Origin of the sequence: Thiothrix litoralis (assembly GCF_017901135.1) — a bacterium.
GTDB lineage: Bacteria > Pseudomonadota > Gammaproteobacteria > Thiotrichales > Thiotrichaceae > Thiothrix > Thiothrix litoralis.
In genome coordinates this window covers 1,654,025-1,679,658 of record NZ_CP072801.1, presented here as the reverse complement: position 1 = coordinate 1,679,658, position 25,634 = coordinate 1,654,025, and the positions used below count along the sequence as shown (strand labels likewise).

At 54.9% G+C, this 25,634-nt stretch carries 23 protein-coding genes and 1 pseudogene; 11 read left to right on the top strand and 13 right to left on the bottom strand.

The features are described from left to right. Positions 1-37: 37 nt before the first annotated feature. From J9253_RS08140 to J9253_RS08130, 3 genes are all read left to right on the top strand, one after another. Entirely contained in the window at positions 38-679 is a 642-nt protein-coding gene (locus tag J9253_RS08140) for an EF-hand domain-containing protein (protein WP_210224110.1), read from the top strand. Positions 680-892: 213 nt separating this feature from the next. Continuing rightward, positions 893-2,023 carry a YHYH protein gene (locus J9253_RS08135; RefSeq protein ID WP_210224109.1) on the top strand — a complete coding sequence of 377 codons (1,131 nt, stop codon included), beginning with the start codon at positions 893-895 and terminating at the stop codon, positions 2,021-2,023. A gap of 213 nt (positions 2,024-2,236) precedes the next feature. Beyond that, positions 2,237-3,256 (top strand): YHYH protein, encoded by a 1,020-nt coding sequence (locus tag J9253_RS08130; RefSeq protein WP_210224108.1) that lies wholly within the window; start codon positions 2,237-2,239, stop codon positions 3,254-3,256. Between the two features lie 64 nt (positions 3,257-3,320). On the opposite strand, the gene J9253_RS08125 is transcribed toward J9253_RS08130, so the two are convergent. Continuing rightward, positions 3,321-3,635, bottom strand: coding sequence for a hypothetical protein (locus J9253_RS08125; protein ID WP_210224107.1), 315 nt, complete (start codon positions 3,633-3,635; stop codon positions 3,321-3,323). Between the two features lie 201 nt (positions 3,636-3,836). On the opposite strand from J9253_RS08125, the gene J9253_RS08120 reads away from it, so the two are divergent. The 4 genes from J9253_RS08120 (at position 3,837) to J9253_RS08105 (ending at position 9,510) form a co-directional block, all read left to right on the top strand. Continuing rightward, positions 3,837-4,973, top strand: a complete 1,137-nt coding sequence (locus J9253_RS08120; RefSeq protein ID WP_210224106.1) for a HupE/UreJ family protein — start codon at positions 3,837-3,839, stop codon at positions 4,971-4,973. 106 nt (positions 4,974-5,079) lie between these two features. Continuing rightward, positions 5,080-7,170: a phosphate acetyltransferase gene (gene pta, locus J9253_RS08115; RefSeq protein WP_210224105.1), complete on the top strand. Its 2,091-nt coding sequence runs from the start codon at positions 5,080-5,082 to the stop codon at positions 7,168-7,170. Then, on the top strand, positions 7,167-8,303 hold the full coding sequence (locus J9253_RS08110; protein ID WP_210224104.1) for an acetate/propionate family kinase: 1,137 nt from the start codon (positions 7,167-7,169) through the stop codon (positions 8,301-8,303). Before pta ends, J9253_RS08110 begins: the two co-directional genes overlap by 4 nt. Then, the gene (locus tag J9253_RS08105; protein ID WP_228291540.1) at positions 8,263-9,510 is read left to right on the top strand and encodes an FGGY-family carbohydrate kinase; all 1,248 of its coding nucleotides are present in this window, start codon (positions 8,263-8,265) and stop codon (positions 9,508-9,510) included. Before J9253_RS08110 ends, J9253_RS08105 begins: the two co-directional genes overlap by 41 nt. Here J9253_RS08105 and J9253_RS08100 read toward each other — a convergent pair. The 3 genes from J9253_RS08100 to J9253_RS08090 form a co-directional block, all read right to left on the bottom strand. Continuing rightward, positions 9,502-10,890, bottom strand: coding sequence for a vWA domain-containing protein (locus J9253_RS08100; RefSeq protein WP_210224102.1), 1,389 nt, complete (start codon positions 10,888-10,890; stop codon positions 9,502-9,504). The genes J9253_RS08105 and J9253_RS08100 overlap by 9 nt on opposite strands. A gap of 114 nt (positions 10,891-11,004) precedes the next feature. Beyond that, entirely contained in the window at positions 11,005-13,791 is a 2,787-nt protein-coding gene (ppdK, locus tag J9253_RS08095; protein ID WP_210224101.1) for a pyruvate, phosphate dikinase, read from the bottom strand. 123 nt (positions 13,792-13,914) lie between these two features. Continuing rightward, on the bottom strand, positions 13,915-15,117 hold the full coding sequence (locus J9253_RS08090; RefSeq protein ID WP_210224100.1) for a S8 family peptidase: 1,203 nt from the start codon (positions 15,115-15,117) through the stop codon (positions 13,915-13,917). Between the two features lie 124 nt (positions 15,118-15,241). Between J9253_RS08090 and uvrC the strand changes: the two genes are divergently transcribed. Further along, a complete protein-coding gene (gene uvrC, locus J9253_RS08085; protein ID WP_210224099.1) occupies positions 15,242-17,074 on the top strand; it encodes an excinuclease ABC subunit UvrC in 1,833 nt (610 codons plus the stop codon). 1 nt (position 17,075) lies between these two features. Then, the gene (gene pgsA, locus J9253_RS08080) at positions 17,076-17,624 is read left to right on the top strand and encodes a CDP-diacylglycerol--glycerol-3-phosphate 3-phosphatidyltransferase (RefSeq protein WP_210224098.1); all 549 of its coding nucleotides are present in this window, start codon (positions 17,076-17,078) and stop codon (positions 17,622-17,624) included. Here the strand turns inward: pgsA and J9253_RS08075 are convergent. From J9253_RS08075 to J9253_RS08060, 5 genes and pseudogenes are all read right to left on the bottom strand, one after another. Beyond that, on the bottom strand, positions 17,621-18,664 hold the full coding sequence (locus tag J9253_RS08075) for a hypothetical protein (RefSeq protein WP_210224097.1): 1,044 nt from the start codon (positions 18,662-18,664) through the stop codon (positions 17,621-17,623). The genes pgsA and J9253_RS08075 overlap by 4 nt on opposite strands. 91 nt (positions 18,665-18,755) lie before the next feature. Then, positions 18,756-19,403 carry a hypothetical protein gene (locus J9253_RS08070; RefSeq protein WP_210224096.1) on the bottom strand — a complete coding sequence of 216 codons (648 nt, stop codon included), beginning with the start codon at positions 19,401-19,403 and terminating at the stop codon, positions 18,756-18,758. Between the two features lie 3 nt (positions 19,404-19,406). Then, positions 19,407-19,541, bottom strand: a complete 135-nt coding sequence (locus J9253_RS21125) for a hypothetical protein (protein WP_266097378.1) — start codon at positions 19,539-19,541, stop codon at positions 19,407-19,409. A 20-nt stretch (positions 19,542-19,561) separates the two neighbouring features. Further along, the gene (locus tag J9253_RS08065) at positions 19,562-20,560 is read right to left on the bottom strand and encodes an OmpA family protein (RefSeq protein WP_210224095.1); all 999 of its coding nucleotides are present in this window, start codon (positions 20,558-20,560) and stop codon (positions 19,562-19,564) included. 208 nt (positions 20,561-20,768) lie between these two features. Continuing rightward, positions 20,769-20,861, bottom strand: a pseudogene (locus J9253_RS08060) (transposase); the annotation flags it as partial. Positions 20,862-20,904: 43 nt separating this feature from the next. Here J9253_RS08060 and J9253_RS08055 point away from each other — a divergent pair. Together J9253_RS08055 and J9253_RS08050 are read left to right on the top strand one after the other, a co-directional pair. Continuing rightward, entirely contained in the window at positions 20,905-22,002 is a 1,098-nt protein-coding gene (locus tag J9253_RS08055) for an RNA-guided endonuclease InsQ/TnpB family protein (RefSeq protein ID WP_228291539.1), read from the top strand. A gap of 149 nt (positions 22,003-22,151) precedes the next feature. Then, a protein-coding gene (locus tag J9253_RS08050) for an ISNCY family transposase (protein ID WP_228291448.1) occupies positions 22,152-23,626 on the top strand; the annotation gives its coding sequence in 2 pieces (ribosomal slippage) (positions 22,152-22,605 and positions 22,605-23,626; 1,476 coding nt in all). Between the two features lie 288 nt (positions 23,627-23,914). Here J9253_RS08050 and J9253_RS08045 read toward each other — a convergent pair. Genes J9253_RS08045 through J9253_RS08030 form a run of 4 tightly spaced genes read right to left on the bottom strand, consistent with a single transcriptional unit; the run spans position 23,915 to position 25,623 of the window. Next, a complete protein-coding gene (locus J9253_RS08045) occupies positions 23,915-24,337 on the bottom strand; it encodes a rhodanese-like domain-containing protein (protein WP_210224093.1) in 423 nt (140 codons plus the stop codon). Positions 24,338-24,340: 3 nt separating this feature from the next. Then, the gene (locus tag J9253_RS08040; RefSeq protein WP_210224092.1) at positions 24,341-24,613 is read right to left on the bottom strand and encodes an FAD assembly factor SdhE; all 273 of its coding nucleotides are present in this window, start codon (positions 24,611-24,613) and stop codon (positions 24,341-24,343) included. Further along, the gene (locus J9253_RS08035; RefSeq protein WP_210224091.1) at positions 24,606-24,842 is read right to left on the bottom strand and encodes an FAD assembly factor SdhE; all 237 of its coding nucleotides are present in this window, start codon (positions 24,840-24,842) and stop codon (positions 24,606-24,608) included. The genes J9253_RS08040 and J9253_RS08035 overlap by 8 nt, the downstream gene beginning before the upstream one ends. A gap of 1 nt (position 24,843) precedes the next feature. Continuing rightward, positions 24,844-25,623 carry a succinate dehydrogenase iron-sulfur subunit gene (locus tag J9253_RS08030; protein WP_210224090.1) on the bottom strand — a complete coding sequence of 260 codons (780 nt, stop codon included), beginning with the start codon at positions 25,621-25,623 and terminating at the stop codon, positions 24,844-24,846. Positions 25,624-25,634: the final 11 nt, after the last annotated feature.

Here is a 25,634-nt window from a genome sequence, read left to right as displayed (position 1 = left end):
ACGAAACCCCAAATACTAAAAATTAATAGAGTGATCAATGATGAAAACAACAATCCTGTCTATCGCTGTTTTGGCGAGTGTTCTGTCTGCGCCTGTATTCGCGGCTGACTCCGTACTTGGACAACAAAGTGACATGGTACAAATGCTGCTCAAATACGATACCAGTGGCGATGGCATTATCTCCCGTGATGAGATGCTCGCTGGCAAAACAGCAGAATTTAACGCCGCTGATACCAATGCTGACACATTCTTGTCCTTCGATGAATTCAAGGCTGCGGATGATGCCCATCGTGTAGAACGTACCTCCTCCATGTTTGGCGTGATGGACGCTGACAAAAGCGGTAGCGTCAGTGCAACAGAGTTTGCCGCCGCTTTCGCTGACAAAACGGCAGCACAAGCCGCCACAGCTTTCAACCTGATTGCTGGCAGTGATGCGTCTTTGTCATTGGAAGAAATGTCTGCATTGGGTAGTACAGAAACAGGTCGTTTGGTGTGGGACTTTGCCAGCAAAGACAAGGACGCAGACAGCCAACTGTCCGTGGCTGAGTACACTGAAACGCCCGCTCAAGGTGCACAAACGACAACAGGCGCAGCACCCCAAAAGCCAGAAGCCCGTCAAGGTACTAACACCAGCACGACCACAACAACGGGTCGGAACCTACCGCCACCCCGTCATTAATCCCGACTGAGTGGTGTAATCCACCGCTCCCCGCCTCCAAACCGAGGCTGTCGTAAAAGCCCCCAGTTCAACCAAATCTGGTAAACTGGGGGTACGTAGCGAATATTCCCCGAAAATCCCATCGAATAACCCCGTTCAGCGTCCGCCTCCATATTTCCCTCACATTTCCCTCGTATATTTAGCCATTCTTAACAAAATTTAATGAAGGCAAATATGAACATACAATATCGCAGGGCACTCCTGGGTCTGACGCTGGTAGCCGGGCTACAGGGGTGCGGTGGTAGCTCCTCCACGACATTAACCACTACGACCGGGACGGACACAGCGACAACCGGGACAGATACAGCAACAACCACAACCCCTGCAACCAGCACGGGTACTACTACAGTCGTTAGCGCATCGGATGCTACTGAGGGGCCTAACCCCAATCTTTTTGTCAGCGGGGCGCTGGTTGAGGCTGCAACCACGGAAGATTGTGTGCTGAGTGGCGGGACGCAAACGACATGCTACCGGATTAGCGTTAAAGGTGTTCCCGCCAATCATGCTGTTGGTCCTTTCTGCCCACCCACGATTACTTCAACCGCGACAGAGGGGGGTATTTGGCTTGATGGGAGTGGTGAAACTTACGATGTTGACGGTAATTTCATTGTCAATCTGCCGACGCTTTACAACGATGCTAGTTGGCAACTGTATGATCTGGCAACGGGTAAGGTAAAGATTACCGATACGCAGGTGGCCTGTGAGGCAGCGGCACAGCCCAATGTTGCGGCGGAATATCAAAATTATTGTGTGGAATGTTCACTGGATTACGTTAACGGCGGTATCTCGGAAACGGTCTTGATACCCAAAACCCCTGTTCCATTAGCGACACCTGCAACGCTCAATGGCAATGTCGGTATTTCATTGACTGGCGTCACGTTCGCCTTGGCAGCACCGGTTGATGCTATTTTGAGTGCTCATACCATTGCTGCATTCGACGATTGTGGTGGGCATGTTAATCCAAATGTTGGCTACCATTACCACGCTGCTACTGGCTGTACTGAGTCAGCTATTCAAGAAGATGGTCATGCCACTCTGTTGGGGTATGCAATGGATGGTTACGGCATTTACGCCAATAAGAACCCCACGGGTAATGATAATACTGATCTGGATCAATGCCGTGGTCATACCGATGCTATTCGTGGCTTCCATTATCATGCTGCTCCGGCGGGTGATAATGCGTTCATTGGCTGCTTCCACGGTGAGCAAGGTACGTCTGCAAGCGCCGCCGCAGCGGGAGCACCTCCAGCGGGCGGCGTTCCACCAGCAGGGGGCGTACCACCTACCGGGCTGCCACCACAATAAGTGCGTTGGAATGACTGAATAGGAATTCGATTCCGATTCAGTCATTTCGCCCACCCGGAAACAGACTCATACTAGCAGGGTTAATTTATGTTCAACTTGTCCTCCACCAAGCACTCACCTGAGGTGCTAAAAAAATCTTTACTTATTATGGCATTGGGTTCCATGTCACTTGTCTCTGGATGCAACAGTAGCAGTAGTACAACGAGTAGTACTGTGGATAGTACGGATACAACCACTACCGCTACCTCCACCACCTCGACTGCCTCCACTACCTCCACTACCGCAGACACTAGCACCATTCTTGACGTAAGCCTGTTTCGGTCGATTGTTTCATCTGGCACGACGACTTGTACATTAAGCAATGGCGCTTCCACTACCTGTCACAAGCTTGTTTTTAAAGACAATGTGATACACAACAGCAATGGCGATCTGGTTGATGATGATGCAGGTCCGTTTTGCCCGAGTGGTTACACGATGCTGGATGGTGGTGTGGGTATTTATGATGGAGCCAGCGGCCCCGGCTTCCAGAGTCTGACCCAGACCTTATGGGATAACATGGCGAAAGATGGTTATGACCTGATCGATGAAGTGGCCGGAACGGTTTGTATTCAGGATCCAAGATTGGGAACCACTACCGGAGAGAATTGTACAGCTGCTTGCCTGAATGCTTCGGCGAATGATGCGTTGACAGTGACTTACCTGATACCAGTGACACCTCAAAATACTACTTCTCCCACTGCGATCGGTAGTGTGCAACCTGTCGGGCTGTCATTGGATGGTATTCCCTTTACGGGTACGCCGCCTTCTGTTGTCACAGGGCCTACGGGTATGGCGGCGGCTGTTGGTGGCAATATTCCATCACTGGATTATTGCGGGGGGCATCACGATCCGGCGGGTTATTATCACTGGCATTTAATTCCCGAGGCAGCTGATAAAGTGCATCAGGCACACGGTACTGACAATCTGGCAAACTGTGGTAACAAGATCACCCAGAGCAGCACGGCTTTAACGGGTTATGCGAAAGATGGTTATCCGATTTATTCCTACGCAGATATGGTGAATGGTGTGGCGACCACACCTACTGATCTGGACGGGTGTAACGGACACACCAGTGCGACAGCGGAGTTCCCTGATGGCATTTATCATTACCATGCCTCATTGGACGCGCCCAATATGCCAACGTGTGTTAAGGGTGCTTTTGTCGACCAGCGTAGTTCACCCATTATTAAATAGTCCACAAAAAAAACCGGCAAGCGATTAAGCTTGCCGGTTTTCTGTTTAGCTGGTTGCCAGACAGTTACTCTGCACTTTTCTCAGGTCTTGGAGGAGGCATTTTGCCGCCTTCAGGAGCACAGATCAACGATGCTTCACCGCGTGGTGGGGTGATGCATGAACCGGTCATCGTTTCACCTTGGCGACCTGTAAAGCTACAAGCAGTGCCTTCTGTTAGTGAAGCGCAAGCTTGAATGGCTTCTTGAGGTGGGCCACCTTGAGGGCCGCCTTGACCACCTTGGCCGCCACGACCTGTTTCTGCATTGGAAGACATCGCGTAAGTAGCAAAGGCGAGAAATAAGGCTGTTGCAAACTTCAGTTTGTTTGGTGTGTTTAACATAAGTAGCTCCTGGATTAGATTATTGTCTTATTGACAGGGTGCATTCTGATCGTGAAATAAGGAGCAAGTGAGGGGCAAATATGGAGAAGTCATGGAGATTTTCATGTCTTGAAAGCTTGGTTTTGTCCATATTTGATACACATTTCGGCATTAGTATCACATGCTCACTTATCACTTCTTTTCTTTATCTGGTTGTTTGTCATGATTAAATACCTATTATTGTTTAGTTGGCTATGGTTGTTGAGTACACCGGCCTTTGCTCATGTTGCCGGTGGTGTCACGGATACGGGTATCCTCATCACCAGCAACAGCCAGCTTACGGTTGTTTATACAGCTCCCATCGCCAATTTGAAGACGCTGAATACCGATGAGGCCGGGGTGGAGCAAGCTATCCGCGAAGGCTTGGTGATGAAAAATGGTGAAGCCGTCTGCACGGCTAAAACGGCTGGAACCCTTGTGCTGAATGATATTGCCTCACAGCAATTTAAGATGGAGTATGACTGCGGCGCTGCCATTGAGACACTGACGATTGAGTACAAGCTCTTTATCGACCAGCTTCCCAACCATCAAAATTTCACCCGTTTGGCCATTGCCAACGTCGACCGTTTCCAGGATTTTGTCTTTTCGGCAGAAAAGCGCCAACATCAGGTGCCACTCGGAAGGGTCATGGCAGCATGGCAGAAGCGTGCATCACAACAGGCATCACAACAGGCGTCTATGTCTACATTAGCGCCGGATGCACCAGCTGCTAGCGGAATCCGCGCCTTATTCAGCTCCACCCATTATTTCCCGATAGGCGTGAAGCATATTTTATTTGGATTTGACCATCTACTTTTCTTGCTTGCCCTGCTGATGTTGCCCATTCGCATTAAACCTTTGTTGGCGCTGGTGACCTCTTTCACCGTGGCTCACTCCATCACCTTGGGCTTGTCCGTGCTGGATATTGTCAACCTGCCTGCTGCATGGGTGGAAGTGGCGATTGCCTTCAGTATTGTTTACGTGGCGCTTGAAAACCTTTACGAATTGCAGCGGCAACACCAGCCACAGCCAGTTTCCCCTTGGAAGCGTCGTGTCGTGGTGACTTTTCTATTTGGCTTGATCCACGGTTTCGGCTTTTCCTACATTCTCAAGGAAATCGGGCTGGGTGATCAGGTGGCCAGTGCATTGTTGTTCTTCAATCTCGGTGTTGAGGCTGGGCAGTTGCTGGCAATTTTGCTGATTTTTCCTGTGTTGTTGTTATTGTTCAAGCAAAAGCAGTCAAGATCTTACATGCAGGTAGGGTCTGTGCTGATTGGTTTGATGGGGGCGTTTTGGTTGGTAGAGCGGCTGATGGGGTAAGTCGTATGCATACCGCTTAACCATCCCCCACTGGTAGCAGCCCCCGAATTGCTTTATGATAAATGCTGCAATGCACAAAATCATTTCGGGACTCAAGGGGACGCACGTGTTTCACAGTATCTACATAGCCGGGGCAGAACCCCGCAGCGGCAAGTCAATCATCGTGCTGGGCATGATGGAAATGCTCCGCGCCATGACACCCAAGGTGGGTTTCTTCCGCCCGGTCATTACTGAAAACAACGGGCGCGACCCGCTGATCCACCTGATTTCCAAGCGTTATGGTCTGGACATGGAAGGCAGCGAACTCTACGGCGTGACGTTGGACGTTGCCCGTAAAATGATCGCGGAAGGCCATCACGATGACTTGCTCAAGCTGATTCTCGCCAAATACCGCGCCGTGCAAGAAAAGATGGACATCGTGGTGTGCGCTGGAACCGATTTCACCGGGGCAAATACCGCGCTGGAGCTGGGATTCAATGCCAGACTTGCCAACCATTTTGGTTGCCTGTTCATGCCTGTCGTCAAAGGTCACGGGCGTACTGCGGGTGAAATTGCCGATGCGGTGCGGATGCTGGAAGAACATTTGGACGCGGGGCAGCATTGCGAGTTGCTGGCAGCTTTTGCCAACCGCGTGCCGCCCGATCAGGTCGATGAGCTGTCGACCTTGCTGCAAGGTTCGCGCTTCCCGTTTTACGTACTGCCAGAAAAGAGTTCGCTGGGACGCCCAACCGTGGGTGAAATTGCCCGCGCTCTGCATTTCACCTGCTTGTACGGCACGCCGCAGTCAATGAACCACGAAGTTTCCCGCTACAAAGTGGCGGCGATGCAGGTACAGGATTTCCTCGACCATCTGGACAACTGTACCCTGATCATTACCCCCGGCGACCGTTCCGACATTATTTTGGGTACTTTGGCGGCGGATGCGTCCAGCAATTACCCGTTGATTTCCGGGTTGGTACTCACAGGTGGGCAACAACCCGCGCCACAGGTCAGCAAGCTGCTGGAAGGCATGAACCCTTTACGCCTGCCTATTTTGTCTTCACCGCTGGATACCTTCGAGACTGCGCTGAAAGTCAACGAAGTGGAAGGCAGCATCCTGCCCTCCGACGAACGCAAGATCGCGGTGGCGCTGGGCTTGATGGAATCCTGCGTGGATATGCACCAGTTGCGCCAGTTGATTATTCAAAACGTCGGGCAGCGCATGACCCCGTTGATGTTTGAATACGAGCTGATCCAGCGTGCCAAGTCGCAGCGCAAACACATTGTGTTGCCGGAAAGCAGTGACGAGCGCGTGTTACGCGCGGCTGAAATCCTTTCCTTGCGGGATGTGGTGCAAGTCAGTCTGTTGGGTGTTGAGGAAGACGTGCGTGCTAAAGCCTCGCATCTGGGGCTGAAATTGCGCCATGTGGACATTATCGACCCGCGCAAATCGCCGTGGCGGCAGGAATTTGCCGATGCTTATTACGAGCTGCGCAAGCACAAGAACGTTTCCCCGGCCTTCGCCTGGGATACGATGGTGGATGTCAGTTATTTCGGCACGATGATGGTACATCTGGGTTATGCCGATGGCATGGTATCCGGCGCGGCACATACCACCCAGCACACCATCCGCCCGGCGTTTGAAATCATCAAGACCAAGCCGGATTGCTCACTGGTGTCCAGCGTGTTCTTCATGTGTCTGGAAGACCGGGTGCTGGTGTACGGCGATTGCGCGGTCAACCCCAACCCGAATGCGGCGGAGTTGGCGGATATTGCCGTCACTTCGTCCGACACGGCGCGGATGTTTGGCATTGAACCACGTACCGCCATGCTGTCGTATTCCTCAGGTGAATCGGGCAAAGGCGATGACGTGGAAAAAGTGCGTACTGCCGTCAAACTTGCCCATGCCCGTTGCCCTGAGCTGAAACTCGATGGTCCAATCCAGTACGACGCAGCGGTGGACGCCAGTATTGGCAACTCCAAAATGCCCGGTAGCGAAGTCGCAGGCAAAGCCACCGTATTCATTTTTCCTGACCTGAATACCGGCAATAACACTTATAAAGCGGTGCAACGTTCCGCCAACGCCGTCGCCATCGGCCCGGTTTTGCAAGGTTTGAACAAGCCGGTCAACGACCTCAGCCGAGGCTGCACGGTGACGGATATTGTAAATACCGTGGTGATTACCGCGATTCAGGCGCAACAGGAGACCGCAGCGTGAAAATACTGGTACTGAATGCAGGCAGCTCATCCATCAAATACCAAGTGTTCGGCATGGACGAGCAGCAAGTGCTGGCGGGCGGCTTGATCGACCGGATTGGTGAAGCCGGTGGTGAAATGGCCTCTCACCATGAAGCGCTGGAACAAATTATTCAGCGTTTGCAAGCAGCAGGCATTGCCGGAATTGATGCGATTGGGCATCGCGTCGTACACGGCGGCGAACATTTCAAGCAACCGGCGCTGATTGATGCGGCGGTGGTGGATACCATCCGGGCAATGATTCCGTTGGCTCCGCTACACAATCCAGCGAATCTGGAAGGTATCGAAGTGGCGCAACGCCTGTTTCCGGGCATTCCACAGGTGGCGGTGTTTGACACGGCGTTTCACCAGACCATGCCGCCTGTGGCGTTCCGCTATGCGCTGCCGGTCGAGCTGTACCAGCAACACAAGGTACGGCGTTACGGTTTCCACGGCACGTCACACCAGTACGTGGCGCAACAGGCGGCAGCGTATTTGCACCGTGATTTGGCTGATCTCAACCTGATTACCCTGCATCTGGGGAATGGTTGCAGCGCGGCGGCGATTGCTGGGGGCAAGAGTATAGACACGTCGATGGGCATGACACCGCTGGAAGGGCTGGTGATGGGAACCCGCTGTGGTGACATTGACCCCGCGCTGCATTTCTACCTGCATCGCGAAACCGGGTTATCAGCCGATGATGTGGAAAGCCTGTTCAATAAAAAAAGTGGCCTGAAAGGGCTGTGTGGCGTCGGCGACATGCGCGAAGTGCAGGCACTGGCCGATAGCGGGGATACCGATGCGCAACTGGCGGAAGCCATGTTTGCCTACCGTGTGAAAAAATACGTCGGCGCGTATATCGCCGTGTTGGGGCGCATAGATGCCGTAGTATTCACCGGCGGCATTGGCGAACATTCGGCGCGAATCCGGGCGCAAGTGTGCGCGAATTTGCAGGTATTTGGTGTACACCCTGACCTTGACAGAAATACGGCTCACACCGCAGGCATTCTGGAATTCCAGCAGGAAGCTGCTACCCTCAAGCTTTTGGTTATCCCCACCAATGAGGAGCTTGAAATTGCCCGCAGCACTGCCCGAGAATTACTACGCCGGTCTTGATTTAGGCACATCTGGTTGCCGCTTGATTGTTATTGATGGCAATCAGGCGGTGCAAGCCGAAGCGCGGGTTATTTACCCCGCCCATGCCGAGCAAACCCCTGAATTGTGGTGGGCTGCTGTGCAGCAAGTCATGGCTGAACTGCCCGCAGCTATCCGCTCAAATCTGCAAGGTATCGCTGTGGATGGCACTTCCGGCACGATTTTGCTGACGGATGTGGCTGGCAACCCGACCACACCCGCCCTGATGTACAACGATGCGCGTGCGCTGGAACAGGCGCGGCGCATTGCAGCCATTGCCCCCAGAGAAAGCGGTGCGCACGGTGCAAGCAGCAGTCTCGCCAAATTGCTGTGGCTCTTGGAGCATTACCCCGACCAACCCCACGCTCACGCTTTGCATCAGGCCGACTGGATTGCAGGCAAGCTGGCAGGGCAATTTGGTTTCAGCGATGAAAATAATTGTTTGAAGTTGGGGTATGACCCGGTGCGGCGAGCATGGCCGGAATGGGTGAAGGGGCTGGTTCCTGAGCGCTTGTTGCCGAAAGTGTATGTGCCGGGGGAGAAAATTGGGGCGGGGATCTGTCGCGCTGGAACCACTGACAGCATTGCGGCTTTCATCGCTACAGGTGCAAGCGCGTTGGGCGATGCGGTGACGTCGCTGGGCAGTACCATTGCGCTTAAAATCATCAGTGATCAGCCGATATTTGCCCCTGAATTCGGTATTTACAGCCATCGTTTGGGGGATAAGTGGTTGGCGGGGGGCGCATCCAATAGCGGTGGGGCAGTGCTGTTACAGCATTTTTCGCGGGCGGCGTTGGAGCGTTTGACGTCGCTGCTCACACCGGAAACCCCCACTGGGCTGGATTATTACCCGTTGGTGAAGCAGGGGGAACGCTTTCCCCATGCTGATCCGCAATTGCAGCCTCGGCTAACGCCACGCCCGGCAGACGATGTGCCATTTCTGCAAGCCATGCTGGAAGGCATGAGCCGGATTGAGCGGGAAGGCTGGCAACGCCTGCATGAGCTTGGAGCACCTTACCCGCAAACGTTGCGTACTGTCGGTGGCGGTAGCCGCAATCCGGCGTGGATGCAGATGCGGGCAAGGCTGATTGGTGCGCCGTTGCTGGCTTCACGGCATGATGAGGCCGCGTTTGGGGCAGCGTTGTTGGCTCTGGAAGAGGGCGTATGCAATACGCCCCTACTAGTTTAGTTGTACTCTTGTGCCCCACGGTACGGGGGACTTGCCTTTTACCAACCAGATGACGGGGAAGTTCGGCGGTGCTTTGGGGAAATAGCCTTGCGCATCGGTGAAATACACCAAAATATCCGGCTGCTGGTCTTGGGCATTTACCCACTCGAATACCGGGCGGAAATCGGTGGAACCACCGCCAGGCATGGCTTGTGGCAGGGTGGCTTCTTCCCACGGCTCAAAACGGCGCGGGAAACCTTCCACCACTTCGGAATCGCAGGCGAGTAGGGTGACAGCCGCGCGGACTTGCCCTTTGATGGCGTTGATTTCTGACAGGCAGTCTTGCAATTCCTTGTCGTTGACTGAGCCGCTCACGTCCAGCGCGACGACTGCGTTAATCTGGTAGCTTTTCAGGCTGGGGAAAATCGCCGGGTCGCCGCGCCGTGAGCTGGGGCGGGCATAGCTGTAATCATCGCGAGCCACAGCGGTCATGTAGTGCGCCAGCAAGGTGCGCCAGGGTAAGCGTGGTTGCAGCAGTTCTTCCACCAGACGTTTCATGACGCCGCTGAGTTTTCCGGCTTGCTGGGCTTGTTGTGCTGCTCCGGCAAGGCGTTGCTGCCATTGCACACTGAGGTCTTCAGCTTCTTGCTGGTTCAGTGGCGGCGGGGGGGCTTCGCCGCCTTCGGATTGTTCATCGCGTTCTTGTTGTTGCCCGCCGCTGTCATTATCGGTTTCGGTGGGGGCGGCAGATTGTCCCGCGCCCGCGTCGGCGGGTTCTGGTTCGGAAGGCTCCGGCTCGGTTGGCTCGGCCTCGTCACTGGGTTCTGGTTCGGATTCCTGTGGTTGGTCATCCTGGTTGTTGGGTGTGGAAGTTTCCTGTTTGTCGCGGTTATTCAGCGGGTTGTCACTGGTATCACGCCCGCCTTCGGAGGGGTTGTCTTCCTTGTCATACAGGTGCTGATCCATCGTTTCGGTCATGTCGTTGTCGTCGAGGAGCGGGTAAATCTCCTCGGCGGTCATGCCGACGTATTCTTTCATCATGATCATGCCCGGCGGTGGTTTCAGGCCGTCGGCAATCAGGATGGGGTTAATGGCGTAATCGCAGGCTAGATCCCAGCGGTGTTTGACGCGGTGGGCACGGCGGGCAAAGTGCGACAGGGCGCAATGAAGGGCTTCGTGGGCGAGCACGAACTGGGCTTCTTCGGTGCGCAATTCTTGCACGTATTCGGGGTTGTAATAAAACTTGCGGGCATCCGTGCCCGTGGTCGGGCACCATGCCGGGTTGGCAATCTGCAAGGGCAGGCGCAACACCAACGCCCCGAGGAACGGTTTGTCGAGGATCAGCTTGGTGCGGGCGGCGACCAGTTTGTCTTCAATGGCTTTGATGTCGAGGTCTGGCATAGTAGGCAGTTTTCGGGGAAAACGCTCATGGTAGGGGCAGCGGGGGGGATGTGCAAATTGGCGTACATAAAGCCAATAAAAGCCTCCCCCCAGCGGAGGAGGCTGGTGAGGCTATTAAGCCGTTTTGTCAGCGTTGGCTTTTTCCTTGCCCAACAGTATTTGCGCATGGGCAGCCGCCAGCCGTGCAATCGGCACGCGCGGCCCGGAGCAGGACACATAATCCAGCCCGATACTGTCACAGAACTGGATGGAGGCCGGATGCCCGCCATGTTCGCCGCAGATGCCGACCTTGAGTTTGGGATGGGTGCTACGTCCCCAACCGACTGCCAGTCCCATTAGCCGCCCGACACCTTTTAAGTCCAGCACTTCAAACGGGTTGTCCTGCAAAATGCTGCGTTCGTTGTACATCGGCAGGAACTTGTTCTCGGCGTCTTCGCGGGAGAACGAGAAGGTGGCTTGGGTCAGGTCGTTGGTGCCGAAGGAGAAGAATTGCGCTTCTTCCGCCAGACTGTCCGCCCGCATACAGGCACGCACTACTTCCATCATGCTGCCAAACTGGTAGTGAACTTTGACGCCAAAGGTGGCTTCAACTTGCTGATGCACCGATTGCACCAGCTTTTTGACATGCTTGAGTTCTTCGACGGTACAGACCTGCGGCACCATGATTTCCGGGGATACCGGGATGCCTGCCTTGGTGCAGTCGGCAGCCGCTTCCAGCACCGCGCGGATCTGCATGGTGTAGATTTCCGGGAACGTAATGCCGAGGCGCACGCCGCGATGCCCCAGCATGGGGTTGACTTCGCGCAGTGCCCGCACCTTTTTCAGGATTTGCTCCTTGCGGGTGATTACGCTGTCGACCAGACGGGTGTCGCCGAGTTCGTGCACGCTGGAAGGGAGTGGTTCGCCACTGCTACCCGCCAGCAGTTTGGCGGTTTCCACCAGCACTTCCATGCCTTGTACGGAAAGGCGCAAGTGCTGTAACTGTTGCAGTTCATCGACCAGTTGCTGTTCGCTGGGCAGGAATTCGTGGATTGGCGGGTCGAGCAGACGCACCGTGACCGGGCGCGGCGACATGGTTTTGAACACTTCCTTGAAATCGGCGCGTTGGATGGGTAACAGCCTGTCGAGTGCGGCCTGCCGCTGTTCAGGTGTGTCGGCCACGATCATGTCGATGACGATGGGGAGGCGTTCGGCGGCGTTGAACATGCGTTCGGTACGGCATAGGCCAATGCCCATCGCCCCGTATTTGAGGGCGCGGGCCGCGTCATTGGGGGTGTCGGCATTCGCCATGACCTTGAGGCGTGCAGCCTTGTCTGCCCAGCCGAGCAGGGTGACGAGTTCGTCGGAGAAATCGGATTCGACCTTGGGAACCGCACCGAGGTAAATACTGCCGCGCGTGCCGTCGAGGGTGATGACGTCGCCTTCCTTGATGATGGTGTTGCCGACGAAGGCCTTGCGCAGTTGTACGTCAACGTGGATGCCTTCTGCGCCAGCGACACACGGTTTGCCCATGCCACGGGCGACCACTGCCGCGTGCGAGGTCTTGCCACCCCGGCTGGTGAGGATGCCTTGCGCGGCGAAAAAGCCGTGAATGTCTTCGGGCTTGGTTTCCTCGCGCACCAGAATAACTTTGATGCCTTGCTTGCCCAACTGCTCGGCGCGGTCGGCGTCAAACACCACTTGTCCGCTGGCAGCACCGGGGGAAGCGGGCAGGCCAGTAGCCAGCGGCGTACCCTTGAATGCCGGGTCAAGCCGTGGGTAGAGCATTTGTTCCAGATGTTGCGGGTTGACGCGCAGCAGGGCTTCTTCCTCGCTGATCAGCCCTTCGTGCGCCATTTCCACCGAGGTGCGCACCATGGCGCTGGCGTTCATCTTGCCGTTGCGGGTTTGCAGGCAGTACAGCACACCTTTTTCGATGGTGAACTCGAAGTCTTGGATTTCGCAATAGTGGCGTTCCAGCTTGTTGCGCAGGTCGAGCAACTGGGTGTAAAGAGCGGGCATTTCCCGCGCCATTTCCTGCAAGGGTTTGGGGGTGCGGATACCGGCTACCACGTCTTCGCCCTGCGCGTTGGTGAGGTATTCGCCGTACAGCATGTTTTCGCCGGTAGCGGGGTTGCGGGTGAAGCCGACGCCGGTGGCACAGTCATTGCCCATATTACCGAATACCATGGTGACGACGTTGACCGCCGTGCCGTTGGCCATTTCCGGGGTAATGTGGAATTCGCGGCGGTAGTCGACTGCGCGTTTGCCCGACCAGCTACCAAAGACCGCCTTGATGGCGATTTCGAGCTGTTCGTAAGGGTCTTCGGGGAACGGCTTGCCGGTGTGGTGGCGCACCACGGCGAGGAAGCGTTCGCTGATGTCTTTCAGGTCATTGGCTTGCAAGCCCACATCGGATTCTGCGCCGACGTTTTTTTTCACGGCTTCAAACTGTTCGTCGAACAACTCGTCCGGCACACCCAGCGCCACTTTACCGAAGAGCTGGATGAAGCGGCGGTAGGAATCGTAGCCAAAGCGTTCGTTGCGGGTATGGGCGATTAGCCCCAGCAGGGTTTGCGAATTCAGCCCGAGGTTGAGGATGGTATCCATCATGCCGGGCATGGACATTGCCGAGCCGGAACGCACGGATACCAGCAGCGGGTCGGTAGCGCTGCCGAAGCGTTTGCCGGTGGCGCTTTCCAGCGTCGCCATCTGCTCGCGGGTTTGTGCCATGACGCCTTCGGGCAACTGGTGTTCAGGTTGGGCGAGGTAGCTCAGGCAGGCGTCGGTGCTAATGACAAAGCCGGGCGGAACATTGAGGCCGATCTGCGTAATTTCGCACAGGTTTGCGCCCTTGCCGCCCAGTAGTTGTTTGTTTTTGCCGTCACCTTCGTGGTAGGAATATACCCATTTATTTTTCATATGATGTCACCCTGTAATCGTTATCAAGTGGTAGTAAAAATGTTGTGATCAACTCGATTACCCTAACAACTTTGACAGGTGCTTACCTTGCTGTAAGGCAAGAAAACCGTAGTCTGTGCTTTATCAGTTCAACGGGGCTTGTACCATGCCGGTTCCTACGTCGTCTTCTGCGCTACCCGGCACTAATGGGGTGTAAGTGCCGCTGGCAACCAGTTGTGCCATCAGGCTGGCGTTTTCTACCCGCCCGTGCATTTCCAGTTGGCGTTGCGCCCAGAGTGCGGCGATGCCTGCGACATGCGGGGTCGCCATGCTGGTTCCATCCATCATGATCAGGTTACTGGTGCCTGCTTCGGCGGAAAGGATATTCATGCCGGGGGCAGCAATGTCCACCTGGCTGTTGGAGAATTTGGCGACCGTGCAGCCCTGATCAGATTCGCCGACTGCCCCGACAGCGATAATGCCTTCGCCCGCCGCCGGGGGCGCTACGGCAATTTCATACGCAGGTCGTCTGCTTTCGTTACCGGAGGCGGCAACAATGATGGCACCTTGCCCTATCGCGCTGTAAGCCTGCACCAGCCGTGCCAGTTCGGTAAACAGGTTGATATTGGCGCGGTATTCTTCCAGCGCCATCGAGGTGGCGGGGTTGATGTTCATGCGTTTTTGTTTGACCAGCGAGTCTACATAGCCGGGGAAATCAATGCCGAGCGACATCGAGATGACATGCGCCCCTTCCTGTAGCGCCCATTGGATGGCTTTGGCCAGCGTGGCAGATGTGCCAGCACTTTTGCCCAGCACTTTGCCTATCAGGGCGCGGTCGAGGTTGCGGGCAATGCCGATGCGGGTTCCGTTGACATCTCCGCCGAAAATGGTGCCTGCACAGTGTGTGCCGTGCCCTTCGATGTCATTCGGGTCTTCATCGGTGAAATTTTGCTGTACCAGCTTGATGCCCGCGAATGCCGGGTGATTGGGGTCAATGCCGCTATCCAGTAGCGCGACGGTAATGCCAGAGCCGTCAAACCGCGACTCGGGCGCACGGACTGCCTTGATACCCCAAGTTTCCGGGGTGGAGGGTGTCGTTGCATCGGCAGCCATGCGCCGGATAGGGGCAATCAGTTTGAGCGGCATAGGCTGGGCAACGGCGCGGGTACGGGGGTCGCGCCGCAGGTCATGGCTTTCCCGTTTGGTCAAGTCGGCCTCTTCCAGACGTATGTCAGAGCCGGGTTGTGCGAATGTGGTCACGCCAGCACCGCTGCGTGTCAGGTTTGCGCCGCGAGTGGCTGATACCGCCTCCCGGCTTTGCAGTACAATGTATTTTTCGGTATTCAAGTCAGTTTCCCCAATGCTGTATAGCGTCTACTATAACCACGTGAGCGGTGTTGTGCAGGGAATTTTTAAGCATGTTCGGCAACTTCAGACGCAACTTCAACCGCGCTGTGGCAAAATACCCACTATGCAAACCGACTTGCCCCCATTCGACCCCAAAGATTTCCTGAAGACCGTCCCGCACAAGCCGGGCGTGTACCGTATGCTGAGTAAAGACGGCAAAATTCTCTATGTCGGCAAGGCTAAAGACCTGAAAAACCGGCTATCGAGCTATTTTCGGGGGACACCGACCCATTCGCGTATCTTTGCGATGGTCAAGCAAATCTGCAATGTCGAAATCGCTATCACCAACACCGAAGCTGAAGCTTTGTTGCTGGAAAGCAACTTGATCAAGCAGCATTCACCACGCTACAACATTTTGCTGAAAGACGGCAAAGGCTACCCCTACATCCATGTCACAGCCGGGGAATTTCCGCGTATCGAATTTTACCGAGGGTCACGCAAGCAGCCGGGGCAGTATTTCGGCCCTTACCCCAGCGTGGGGGCGGTGCGCCAGACCATGCATTTGATGAAAAAGCTGTTCAAGGCGCGGCAATGCGAAGACAGTTATTTCGCCAACCGTTCGCGCCCTTGTCTGGAATACCAGATCAAGCGTTGCAGCGGCCCTTGCGTAGGGTTGATTGAGAAACAGGATTATGACCAAAGCATCCGTCATGCCGTGCAATTTTTGCAAGGTCGTACCCAAGAGGCGATTGATGAGCTGGTGCAAAAAATGGGTAATGCTGCCGACACCCTGAACTTCGAGAAGGCGGCGGAATACCGCGACCTGATTGAGAGTTTGCGGCATATTTCTCAGCAACAATACGTCAGTGGCAGTAACGGCAATGTCGATGTGGTGGCGATTTGCGTCGGTTCCGGGCTGGCCTGCGTGCAGGTGTTTACGGTGCGCAATGGCAATAATCTCGGTAACCGGAACTTCTTTCCCAAGCTGCCAGACGAAGAAGTGAGCACCCCGGACATTCTTGGCTCATTTTTGGCGCAATATTATTTGAACCATGATGTGCCGGGGGAGATTCTGGTATCGGAAACACCCGATGAGCCAGAAGTGTTGGCAGACATGCTTACCCTGAAACAGGGGCGTAAGGTGGTGATCCGTCAGCCGCAGCGTGGTGAGCGCAGTAAATGGGTGGAGCTCGCCCAGCGTAATGCCGAGCAAGCCTTGCAAATGCAGGTACTGTCCCGCGCTGGGGTGCAGCAACGCATGTTTGCCTTGCAGGAAGCGCTGTCGCTGGATGGTTTACCCGCCCGGATGGAGTGTTTCGACATCAGTCATACAATGGGTGAGGCAACAGTGGCTTCCTGTGTAGTATTTGATCTGAATGGCCCGGTAAAAGCCGAATACCGGCGGTATAATATCGAGGGTATCCAGCCCGGTGACGATTACGCCGCGATGCATCAAGCCCTGACGCGGCGATTTCGTCGTGCCGTCGAACAAGATGGCAAACTCCCTGATATTCTATTTATCGACGGCGGCAAAGGGCAAGTAACGCAAGCGCTGGATGTATTGCGTGAGTTGCAGGTAGTCGGCGTCAACGTCATCGGTGTAGCGAAAGGTGAAGGGCGCAAGCCGGGTCTGGAAACGTTGATCATCGAACAGGGCACTGGGCGTTTGGCTTTGCCGGAACATTCCGCCGCCTTGCATTTGATCCAGCAAATCCGTGATGAGGCGCATCGTTTCGCGATTACCGGGCATCGCGCCCGCCGCCAGAAAGCACGTACCCAATCGCCCCTGGAACAGATTGAGGGTTTGGGTGCGAAGCGGCGGCAGGTATTACTGCAACAGTTTGGTGGCTTGAAAGCGATTGAACGCGCGAGTGTGGAAGAGTTGGCGAAAGTGCCTAGTGTGAGCCAGGCTTTGGCTCGCAAGATTTATGATTTCTTTAATGGAGATGAGAGTTGATATGATTTTCAACCTGCCAGTGTTGCTGACATGGCTGCGGATTGCGTTTATTCCGCTGTTGGTGTTTCTGTTTTATCTGGATCGCCCTTGGGCTCCACTGGCGGCTGCAACCTTGTTTGGGATCGCAGGGATAACCGATTGGGCGGATGGTTATTTGGCGCGGTTATGGCAGCAGGAATCGCGTTTCGGCGCATTCCTTGACCCGGTGGCGGACAAGCTGATCGTAGCAGTGGCATTGATTTTGCTGGTAGAACGCGAAGCCAATATCTGGATTACTTCGGCGACGATCATCATCATTGGGCGTGAAATTGTGATTTCAGCGTTGCGTGAATGGATGGCGGAATCTGGTAGCCGTTCCAAAGTGGCGGTGGCGTTTATTGGTAAGCTAAAAACCACCGCGCAAATTATCGCGTTGATCTTCCTGCTCTATAACCAGACCTTGTTGGGTATGTTCCCGTTGCGGGAATGGGGCATGGTGGCGTTGGCGATTGCGACGGTACTGACCCTCTGGTCGATGGTGCAGTACCTGCGCAGTGCTTTTAAAGCCTAGGCGTTTAGGAGACTGTCTTGGTAAGCCTTGAGTTGTTCCCACTCTTCATAGGCTGCCAGAGCAGCTTGTCTCGGCCAGCTTGAGGTGTCGTGCTTACTGAATTGTTCGTCTTCCACAATCAGCAATGCCTGAAGTTTCTGCGGGGAGGTTTCCGCCAGTTGCTTGTAGGTGTAGATGCCTGCCCGGTGCAATACCGAAGCAAACGTGGGGCCAATGCCGACCAGTTTTTGCAGGTCATCTTGCTTGCTCGACAGATTGCTGGCGAGCTTTTCGGTAAGTTCCTTGGCACTGGCGGCGAGTGCTGCTAGGGTGGAGCTGCCCTTGCTCAGGGCTTCGGATGAGCCGATGGTGCTGCCTTTAGCGGCGATACCATTGCCGATTTCCTTGGCCTTGTTGAGCCATTCGTTAGCTGCTGGTGTGGCTTTTTCAGTGAGGTGTTCCACGCTGTCTTTGGCTTTGTGCAGCCAGTCATTGGTGGCTGGCGTGGCTTTTTCAGTGAGGTGTTCCACGCTGTCTTTGGCTTTGTGCAGCCAGTCATTGAACAGGTTGCCGCTTGTGCCCGGGCTTGGGTGGGATTCCATGTCGGGTGGGTCGATAATGGGTTTGTGCGGGTCGATTGCTGTTAGCAGTGGGTCAATAGTGAGCAGTTCGATACGGTTACTTGATGGCGCACTATGCTGCGGCTCTACCTGTGGTGATTCCATTTCAATATCCTTGTCAGGCGGGTCGATGATGGGTTTGCGTAACTCAATGTCCGGGAGGCTAACGGTGGTCTCAGCGGCTGGAATATCAGTCAGTCTGTATTGGACTTTGACCTTGGGTATGTATGCCTCTGATTTAGCAAGTGTGGGCGTTGGCTGGGGCAAGTTCATATTGAGGTTGTGCAACTTGCTTGTTGTCGTTTTTTTGTGGGTGCAGCACAATCCCATTTGGCGTAGCAACCAGCACAGTAGCATACCCAAGAAAAACGTCAGCAGTAGCAGGATAATAATTTCCCCTGTTGCCATGCCGAAAGTGTACGGGGTATTGGCAGTATCCATGATTGTCATTCCTTATGCATATAGTGACGGCTGCTAGCGTCCTGCTAGCAAAAAAACCGGCAATATCTGCCGGTTTTTAGGGGAATAAGCGTTAAATACTTCCGCCGATCAACAGGCTCTGGTATTCCTTGAGGCGTTCCCACTCACCCTTGTTGGCTAATTCTGCTTGGTAGGGCCAGCTTTTAGGGTCGTGCATCTTGAATTGATTACCCGCTTCTTCCAGCACAGGTTTGATCTCGTCAGGTGCCATGCTGGCCAGTTGCGCAAAATTATAGATACCTGCTGCATTGAGTACCTGCTCAATTTTAGGACCAATGCCTTCCAGCTTTTTCAGGTCATCCTTGTGACCTATTGTCCCACCCATGCCAGCTCTCGAAGTTACCGACGCTGTTACTGCTGCGGTTGTGATGCCAGCGGCTGAGGTGTCTGGCGTGCGGGATGCTGGTGGGGTTACGGGGTCACGGGTACGCAACAGACTGTTGATGTCTGCCGTGTAACCGCCACCCTTGAGTTCTTCCCCTGGAAATTTGCGTGGGGTACGTCCACCTTCTTGTGTGGTGGATGGCGTGCTTAGCGAGGCGCGTCTGTACTCTGGTTCTGTTTTTCGCACTGCACAGCAAATTCCCAGTTTGCGTAACAGCCAGCACAGCAACATGCCGAGTAAAAAGGAACCCAGCAATAGCAGGACGATTTCCAAACTGGCAATACCAAAGGTGTAGTCAGCACTTGTCTGCTTCATTGCTTACTCCCCGTCGTTTGAGCGGTTGCGGAAATAACAGAACAGGAACCCTAGCAGAAAGGCACCGGCGAGCAGAATGGTGACATCCAGACTGGCGCTGGTCATGTCAGGGTGACGGCTTGTAATGTCTGTAAACATGGTGACAACTCCAATTCAGTTTATTTTGCAGGGGTAATAACAACGCGACGGTTCTTTTTGCGGCCTTCCTCGGTATTGTTGTCCGCAATCGGCTGGTCAGCGCCTTGGGAAGAGGCTGTCACACGGTCTTTGGGTGCACCAAGATCAACCAGTGTTTTCTGGAGCATTTCAGCACGTTTCAAACCCAGCGCCTTGTTTCTGGCAGGATTACCCTGACTGTCGGTGTGCCCGACAATCGTGACAGTGGCACTGCTGTTGTCTTTCAGGAATTGGGCAACTTTTTCAAAGTAGGCTTGGGTTGAATCAGCCAGTTTTGGGTTGGCAGATCCGGTAGGGAATGTCAGTGTGGCTGGGCCAATATCACTGCCTTGCGTGGTACTGTCGGTTTCCATGGTAACTTTATCGGCGTCGGCTTTGGCTTGTTCAACGGCAGCTTTGTCAGCATCTGCCTTAGCCTGTTCAGCCGCAGCGTTATCGGCATCGGCTTTGGCTTGTTCGGCGGCAGCATTATCAGCATCTGCTTTGGCTTGTTCGGCGGCAGCATTATCAGCATCCGCTTTAGCTTGTTCAGTGGCAGCTTTATCCGCATCACCAGTTTGTGTTTGCTCAGTCGCTGCTTTGTCGGCGTCGGCTTTAGCTTGTTCAGCGGCAGCATTATCCGCATCGGTTTTAGCTTGTTCAGCGGCAGCATTATCAGCATCGGTTTTAGCTTGTTCAGCGTCCACTTTGTCGGCGTCGGCTTTAGCTTGTTCAGCGTCCGCTTTATCGGCATCGGCTTTAGCTTGTTCAGCGTCCGCTTTATCGGCCTCATCAGCGCCTGTTTGAGCACCACCTTGGTTAGTCTGGTCAGCGTCAGCACTTGCCAATGCTGTTACACCTGTTGCCGCCGTGCCGCTCGCCATTTGTGCAGCAGTGGTGTCGACTTCGCAGAAGCCTTTGACTTTGCAGGTATACCACCACCAACTACCAACCCCCCAGATACCGGCCAGTAATAGCACGATTAATGATTTTGCTTTCATGCGGTCGAAACTCCTTTTCTTGAGTCATTATCAGATTACGTCACAGGACACACTTTTTATAGTATGCCACATAGTGAATTACAACCTGATAATAAGCTGACTGAAATTAGCATGAACGGCATGAGCTTGATCAGGTTGCGCGGCAAACCCCGTCCTTCAGGTCGGGGAGGATAGCGCGGGTGGCGAAGCCGCCCTATGTTCGGAGTGTTTAGTGTGGTGTCTGCTGCTGCTCAATGTATTGGTGAATGAGAGAAATAGGGGCACCGTCACAGCTACCCGCAAAATAACTGGGCGACCATAAAGCGTCGTTGTCATTAACTCATAGACCAAACTACAATATGAGGATGCAACGACTACAAGCCTTCAAATACGAACTCATGCCCAATGGTGAAACACAGCGTCAACTACGCCGTTTTGCTGGGTCATGCCGCTTCGTTTACAACAAGGCATTAGCGTTGCAGCAAGCCAACCATGAAGCGGGCGAAAAATTCATCGGTTACGTGGCAATGGCAAAACACCTTGATTTCCCCCGCTTCAAGCGTAAAGGCAGCGGTGACAGCTTCCGTTATCCTGACCCCAAACAAATCAAGCTCGACCCAGGCAATAGCCGACTTTTCTTGCCGAAACTGGGCTGGATACGCTACCGCAACAGCCGCGATGTGCTGGGAGAACTGCGCAATGTTACGGTTTCCAGCAAGGGCAGCAAATGGTTTGTCAGCATCCAAACTCAGCGGGAAGTGGAGAAAATCGCCTCTCAAGCCACGACAGCCATCGGCATCGACCTTGGTATAGCCCGTTTTGCCACGTTCTCCGACGGTACGTACCTCGAACCGCGCAACAGCTTCAAAACCAAAGCCGCCAAACTCGCCAAATACCAACGGCGCATGGCGCACAAACAAAAGTTCAGCAACAACTGGAAAAAAGCCCAAGTTAAAGTTCAAAAAATTCACACGCAAATCGCCAACGCCCGCCGCGATTTCCTGCACAAGGCGACGACCACGCTCAGCCAAAACCACGCGTTCGTGTTCATCGAAGATTTACAGGTACGGAATATGTCCAAGTCAGCGGCAGGCACAGCAGAAAACCCCGGTAAAAACGTTGCCCAGAAATCCGGCTTAAACAAAGCCATTCTCGACCAAGGCTGGGGTAAATTTCGACGGCAACTTGACTACAAGCTGGCATGGAAGGGCGGGATGTTGTTTGCCGTGCCGCCGCATTATACCAGTCAAGAATGCCCAGAATGCCATCATGTATCGGCAGATAACCGCCAGACGCAAGCACGGTTTGTGTGCGTGCAATGCCACTACGAAAATCATGCCGATCATGTCGGCGCGATCAATGTTTTAGAGCGGGGATACCGCTTGTTAGCCTGTGGAGATGCGGCCTTAAGCCGCTCGATGAAGCAGGAACCCGCCGAAGTCAGTCAGCTATCTAGTGTCTGACCGGAAACCCTAAAACCCTTTTCCGATCAAGATGCTACGCCCGTTTTCCTTGCCCTAAGATTTCCCGGAAGCAGGCCAGAAAGCTGCAAAAGCGCCCAAAATAGGGCAAAATAGGGCATCCATCCGCCAAACTTCGCAGGAGACACACGATGCGTGAAGTGATCGCCCGCCAACTTCGCCTGGGTCACGCTGACATCGGCAGGCTGACCTTCAACCCACGTTCGCGGGACGACATCCCGCAGGTGTTGCAAGGGCTGCAATACATTTATGTGACAGACGAACTGCGTGAGGCGGTGTTTGCGGTGCTGGAAAAGCGGGTTCCGGCGGAGGTGGACGCCAGCCGTGGACGCCCCGGCATGGATCTGTGGAATGCGCTGGTGCTGGCGACATTGCGGGTGAACCTGAACTGGGACTATGACCGGCTGCTGGAGATGGCGAACCAGCACCGCAGCATCCGTCAGATGCTGGGGCATGGTTTCTGGGATGATGACGATGAGTACAAGCTGCAAACGGTCAAGGACAACGCCGCTCTGGTGGACGAAGCCAGCCTGCAACGCATCAACCAGTTGGTGGTGGAGGCCGGTCACAAGCTGCTGAAAAAAAAGCCGCGCCGCTGAGCGCCCGTTGTGACTCCTTCGTGGTGGAAAGCAACATCCACTACCCGACCGACATCAACCTGTTGTACGACGCGGTGCGTTGTTCGGTGCGCACGGTGGCCGATTGGTGTGAAGGGCACGGCGACAGCCGCTGGCGGCAATGGCAGTACAATCTCCGCCAGGTGAAGAAAGCCTGCCGTCATGCGCAGAAGCTCAAGCACTCCAGCTCCCAAGACCCGGACAAGCAGGCCACCCGGCAACAGGCCATCCGTGACGCCCACCACACCTACCTGGGCCTGTGCGCCGCGCTGTTGTCGAAAGTGGAGGAAACGGTGGCTGACCTGCCCCTCAGCCTGCTGGACAGCCGGTCGGGCAACGACCTCCAGCGCTGGCTGGGGTACGGGTGGCATCAGGTTGACCTGGTGCGGCGGCGGGTGCTGGACGGGGAAACCATCCCCCACGGCGACAAGATCTTCTCCCTCTTCGAGGATTACAGCGAATGGCTCAGCAAGGGCAAAGCCGGTGTGCCGGTGGAGCTGGGCCTGAACGTGTGCGTGATGGAATCGGCTGACGGCTTCATCCTCCACCACCAAGTGATGCAACACTGCCCCGACAGTGAGATTGCCGTGACCATGGTTAAGCAAGCCAAAGCGCTGTTCCCCTCCCTGAGCGCGTGCAGCTTTGACAAGGGGTTCCACTCACCGGCAAACCAGCGCGAACTGGCCGAACTGCTCGACCGGGTGGTGTTGCCGAAAAAGGGCCGCTGGAGCCAGGCGGACACTGCCCGTGAAACCGACCCGGCGTTTGTCCAGGCCAGACGCCAGCACTCAGCGGTGGAATCCGGCATCAACGCACTGGAAGTCCATGGGCTGGACTATTGCCCCGACCGGGGGCTGGAACGCTTCAAGCGCTATGTGGCACTGGCGGTGGTGGGCAGGAACCTGCAAAAGGTCGGGGCCATTTTACAGGCCAGGGCGTTGGAGGCCTTGCAGAAGGATGAACGCCGACGACAGCGCCAAGCCGCCTGAACCACCCCACAACGCCGACCGATGAGGGAAAATGCCGGGAAGGCAGGGCAGCCCCTGCACCGAAGGCAAGCCTGCGCTGCCAGCCATGCCTTGAAACCCAGCGTTTTACCCTCGTGCTTGCCAGAAGGTGGCGGGGAAAACGGCTGCATGGACTAAAATTGGGCACTCGTGGCGGCAGGAAGGCTTTTTCGGTCAGACACTATCTAGCTGAATGCAGTAGGAATCCCCTTCCTTCAGGGAGGGGAGGATGTCAAGACTATCGACAGAATAAACCCCGGTTAAGGGGTATCAGCACTGTTCCCAAGGTAAGCCATGAAAACGCCATCCGCCTAATGTGCCTCGGTGATGGTTGTCATCGCGCTCGCCTTCAAAGCCTTCGTCGATGTGCATGACTTGTTGGAAACCTGCTGCCAGCAACGCTGTTGCGGCTTCACGCGAGCGTTTGCCACTGCGACAAATCAGGATGACGGCTGCATCCTGCGGAGGTGTACCGTCTTTGAAACGGTTTTGGAGTAAACTTTGCACGTCTTTGGCGAAATGGGGGTTTTCTTCCCAGTCCGGCTCATCAATCCACGGAATATGCACGGAACCGACCGGGTGCCCGACAAACAAGTATTCCATCGAAGAACGGATATCAATCAGTACGCTACGTGGGGTGTTTTGTAACAAGGTATAAGCAGCGCTAGGGGACAGGTCGTGCAAGTCAGGCATGGGTTACTCTCCGGCGGTCAGATCATTGTGTTGGCGTATTTTCCCGATAATAGCGCAAATGCCGGCATCTCTGGGCTGGCGATTGCCAATTAACCAGTCGAGAATTTCCTGATCCCTGGATTTCAATAAACGCTCGAACGCGAATTGTTCGCCCATATCCAGATCCTGAAAGCATTCGCGCAGGAATTCACCCAAGGGCTGATCCAGTACCTGTAAGGTGCGCCGACAGGCCCATCGCAAGCGTACTAACCGTTCCGCTTGGTGGGCGTCAGTCATGCGCCTGCCTCAGCGTGTTGATCAACGCTGTGTAAGCCTCTGGCACGGGATCCATCCCCAGCAGCATTCCGAACAGCAAGGGGTCTTGCAGATCCAGCAATTCATCCAGCCGCTGGATGTCTGTCGGGCTGGCGCTTGGGTAGTGGTGTTCCAGATAATGCTGGAGCACCACATCCAATTCCTTCAGACCGCGCCGGGAGCGCATTTTCAGTCGGGAAAGTTCACTCATATCATCTACGTTCGATCATCTTTTTCTTGAGTTCGGCAATGGACTTCGCCGGGTTCAAACCCTTCGGGCAAGTGTTGGTGCAGTTCATGATAGTGTGGCAACGGTACAAACGGAACGGGTCTTCCAGATTGTCGAGCCGTTCGCCCGTGGCTTCATCACGGCTGTCCACCACCCAGCGGTTGGCTTGCAACAGCACCGCAGGCCCCAGATAACGGTCACTGTTCCACCAATAGCTTGGGCAAGAGGTGGAGCAACAAGCACACAGGATGCACTCGTAGTGCCCATCCAGTTTCTTGCGGTCTTCCGGCGATTGCAGGCGTTCACGATCCGGTGGGGCAGGAGTTTGCGTCTGTAGCCACGGTTTGATCGAGGCGTATTGCGCATAGAAATGCGTCAGGTCAGGCACCAGATCTTTCACCACTTCCATGTGCGGCAGTGGGCTGATGGTGACATCGCCGTCGAAAGCGTCAATCGCCTTGACGCACGCCAGTGTGTTGGTACCGCCGATATTCATCGAGCACGAACCACAAATCCCTTCACGGCACGAGCGGCGGAAGGTCAGGGATGGGTCAATCTCGTTTTTGATCTTCAGCAGCACGTCCAGCACCATCGGCCCGCATTGGTCGAGGTCGATCTGGTAAGTGTCCCAACGCGGGTTTTCGCCGCTATCCGGGTCATAACGGTAGACTCGGAAATTTTTCACGCGGGTTGCACCAGTAGGCGCAGGCCACGTTTTGCCCGGTTTCACGACCGAGTTGGCAGGTAAGGTAAATTCAGCCATAACGATGCTCC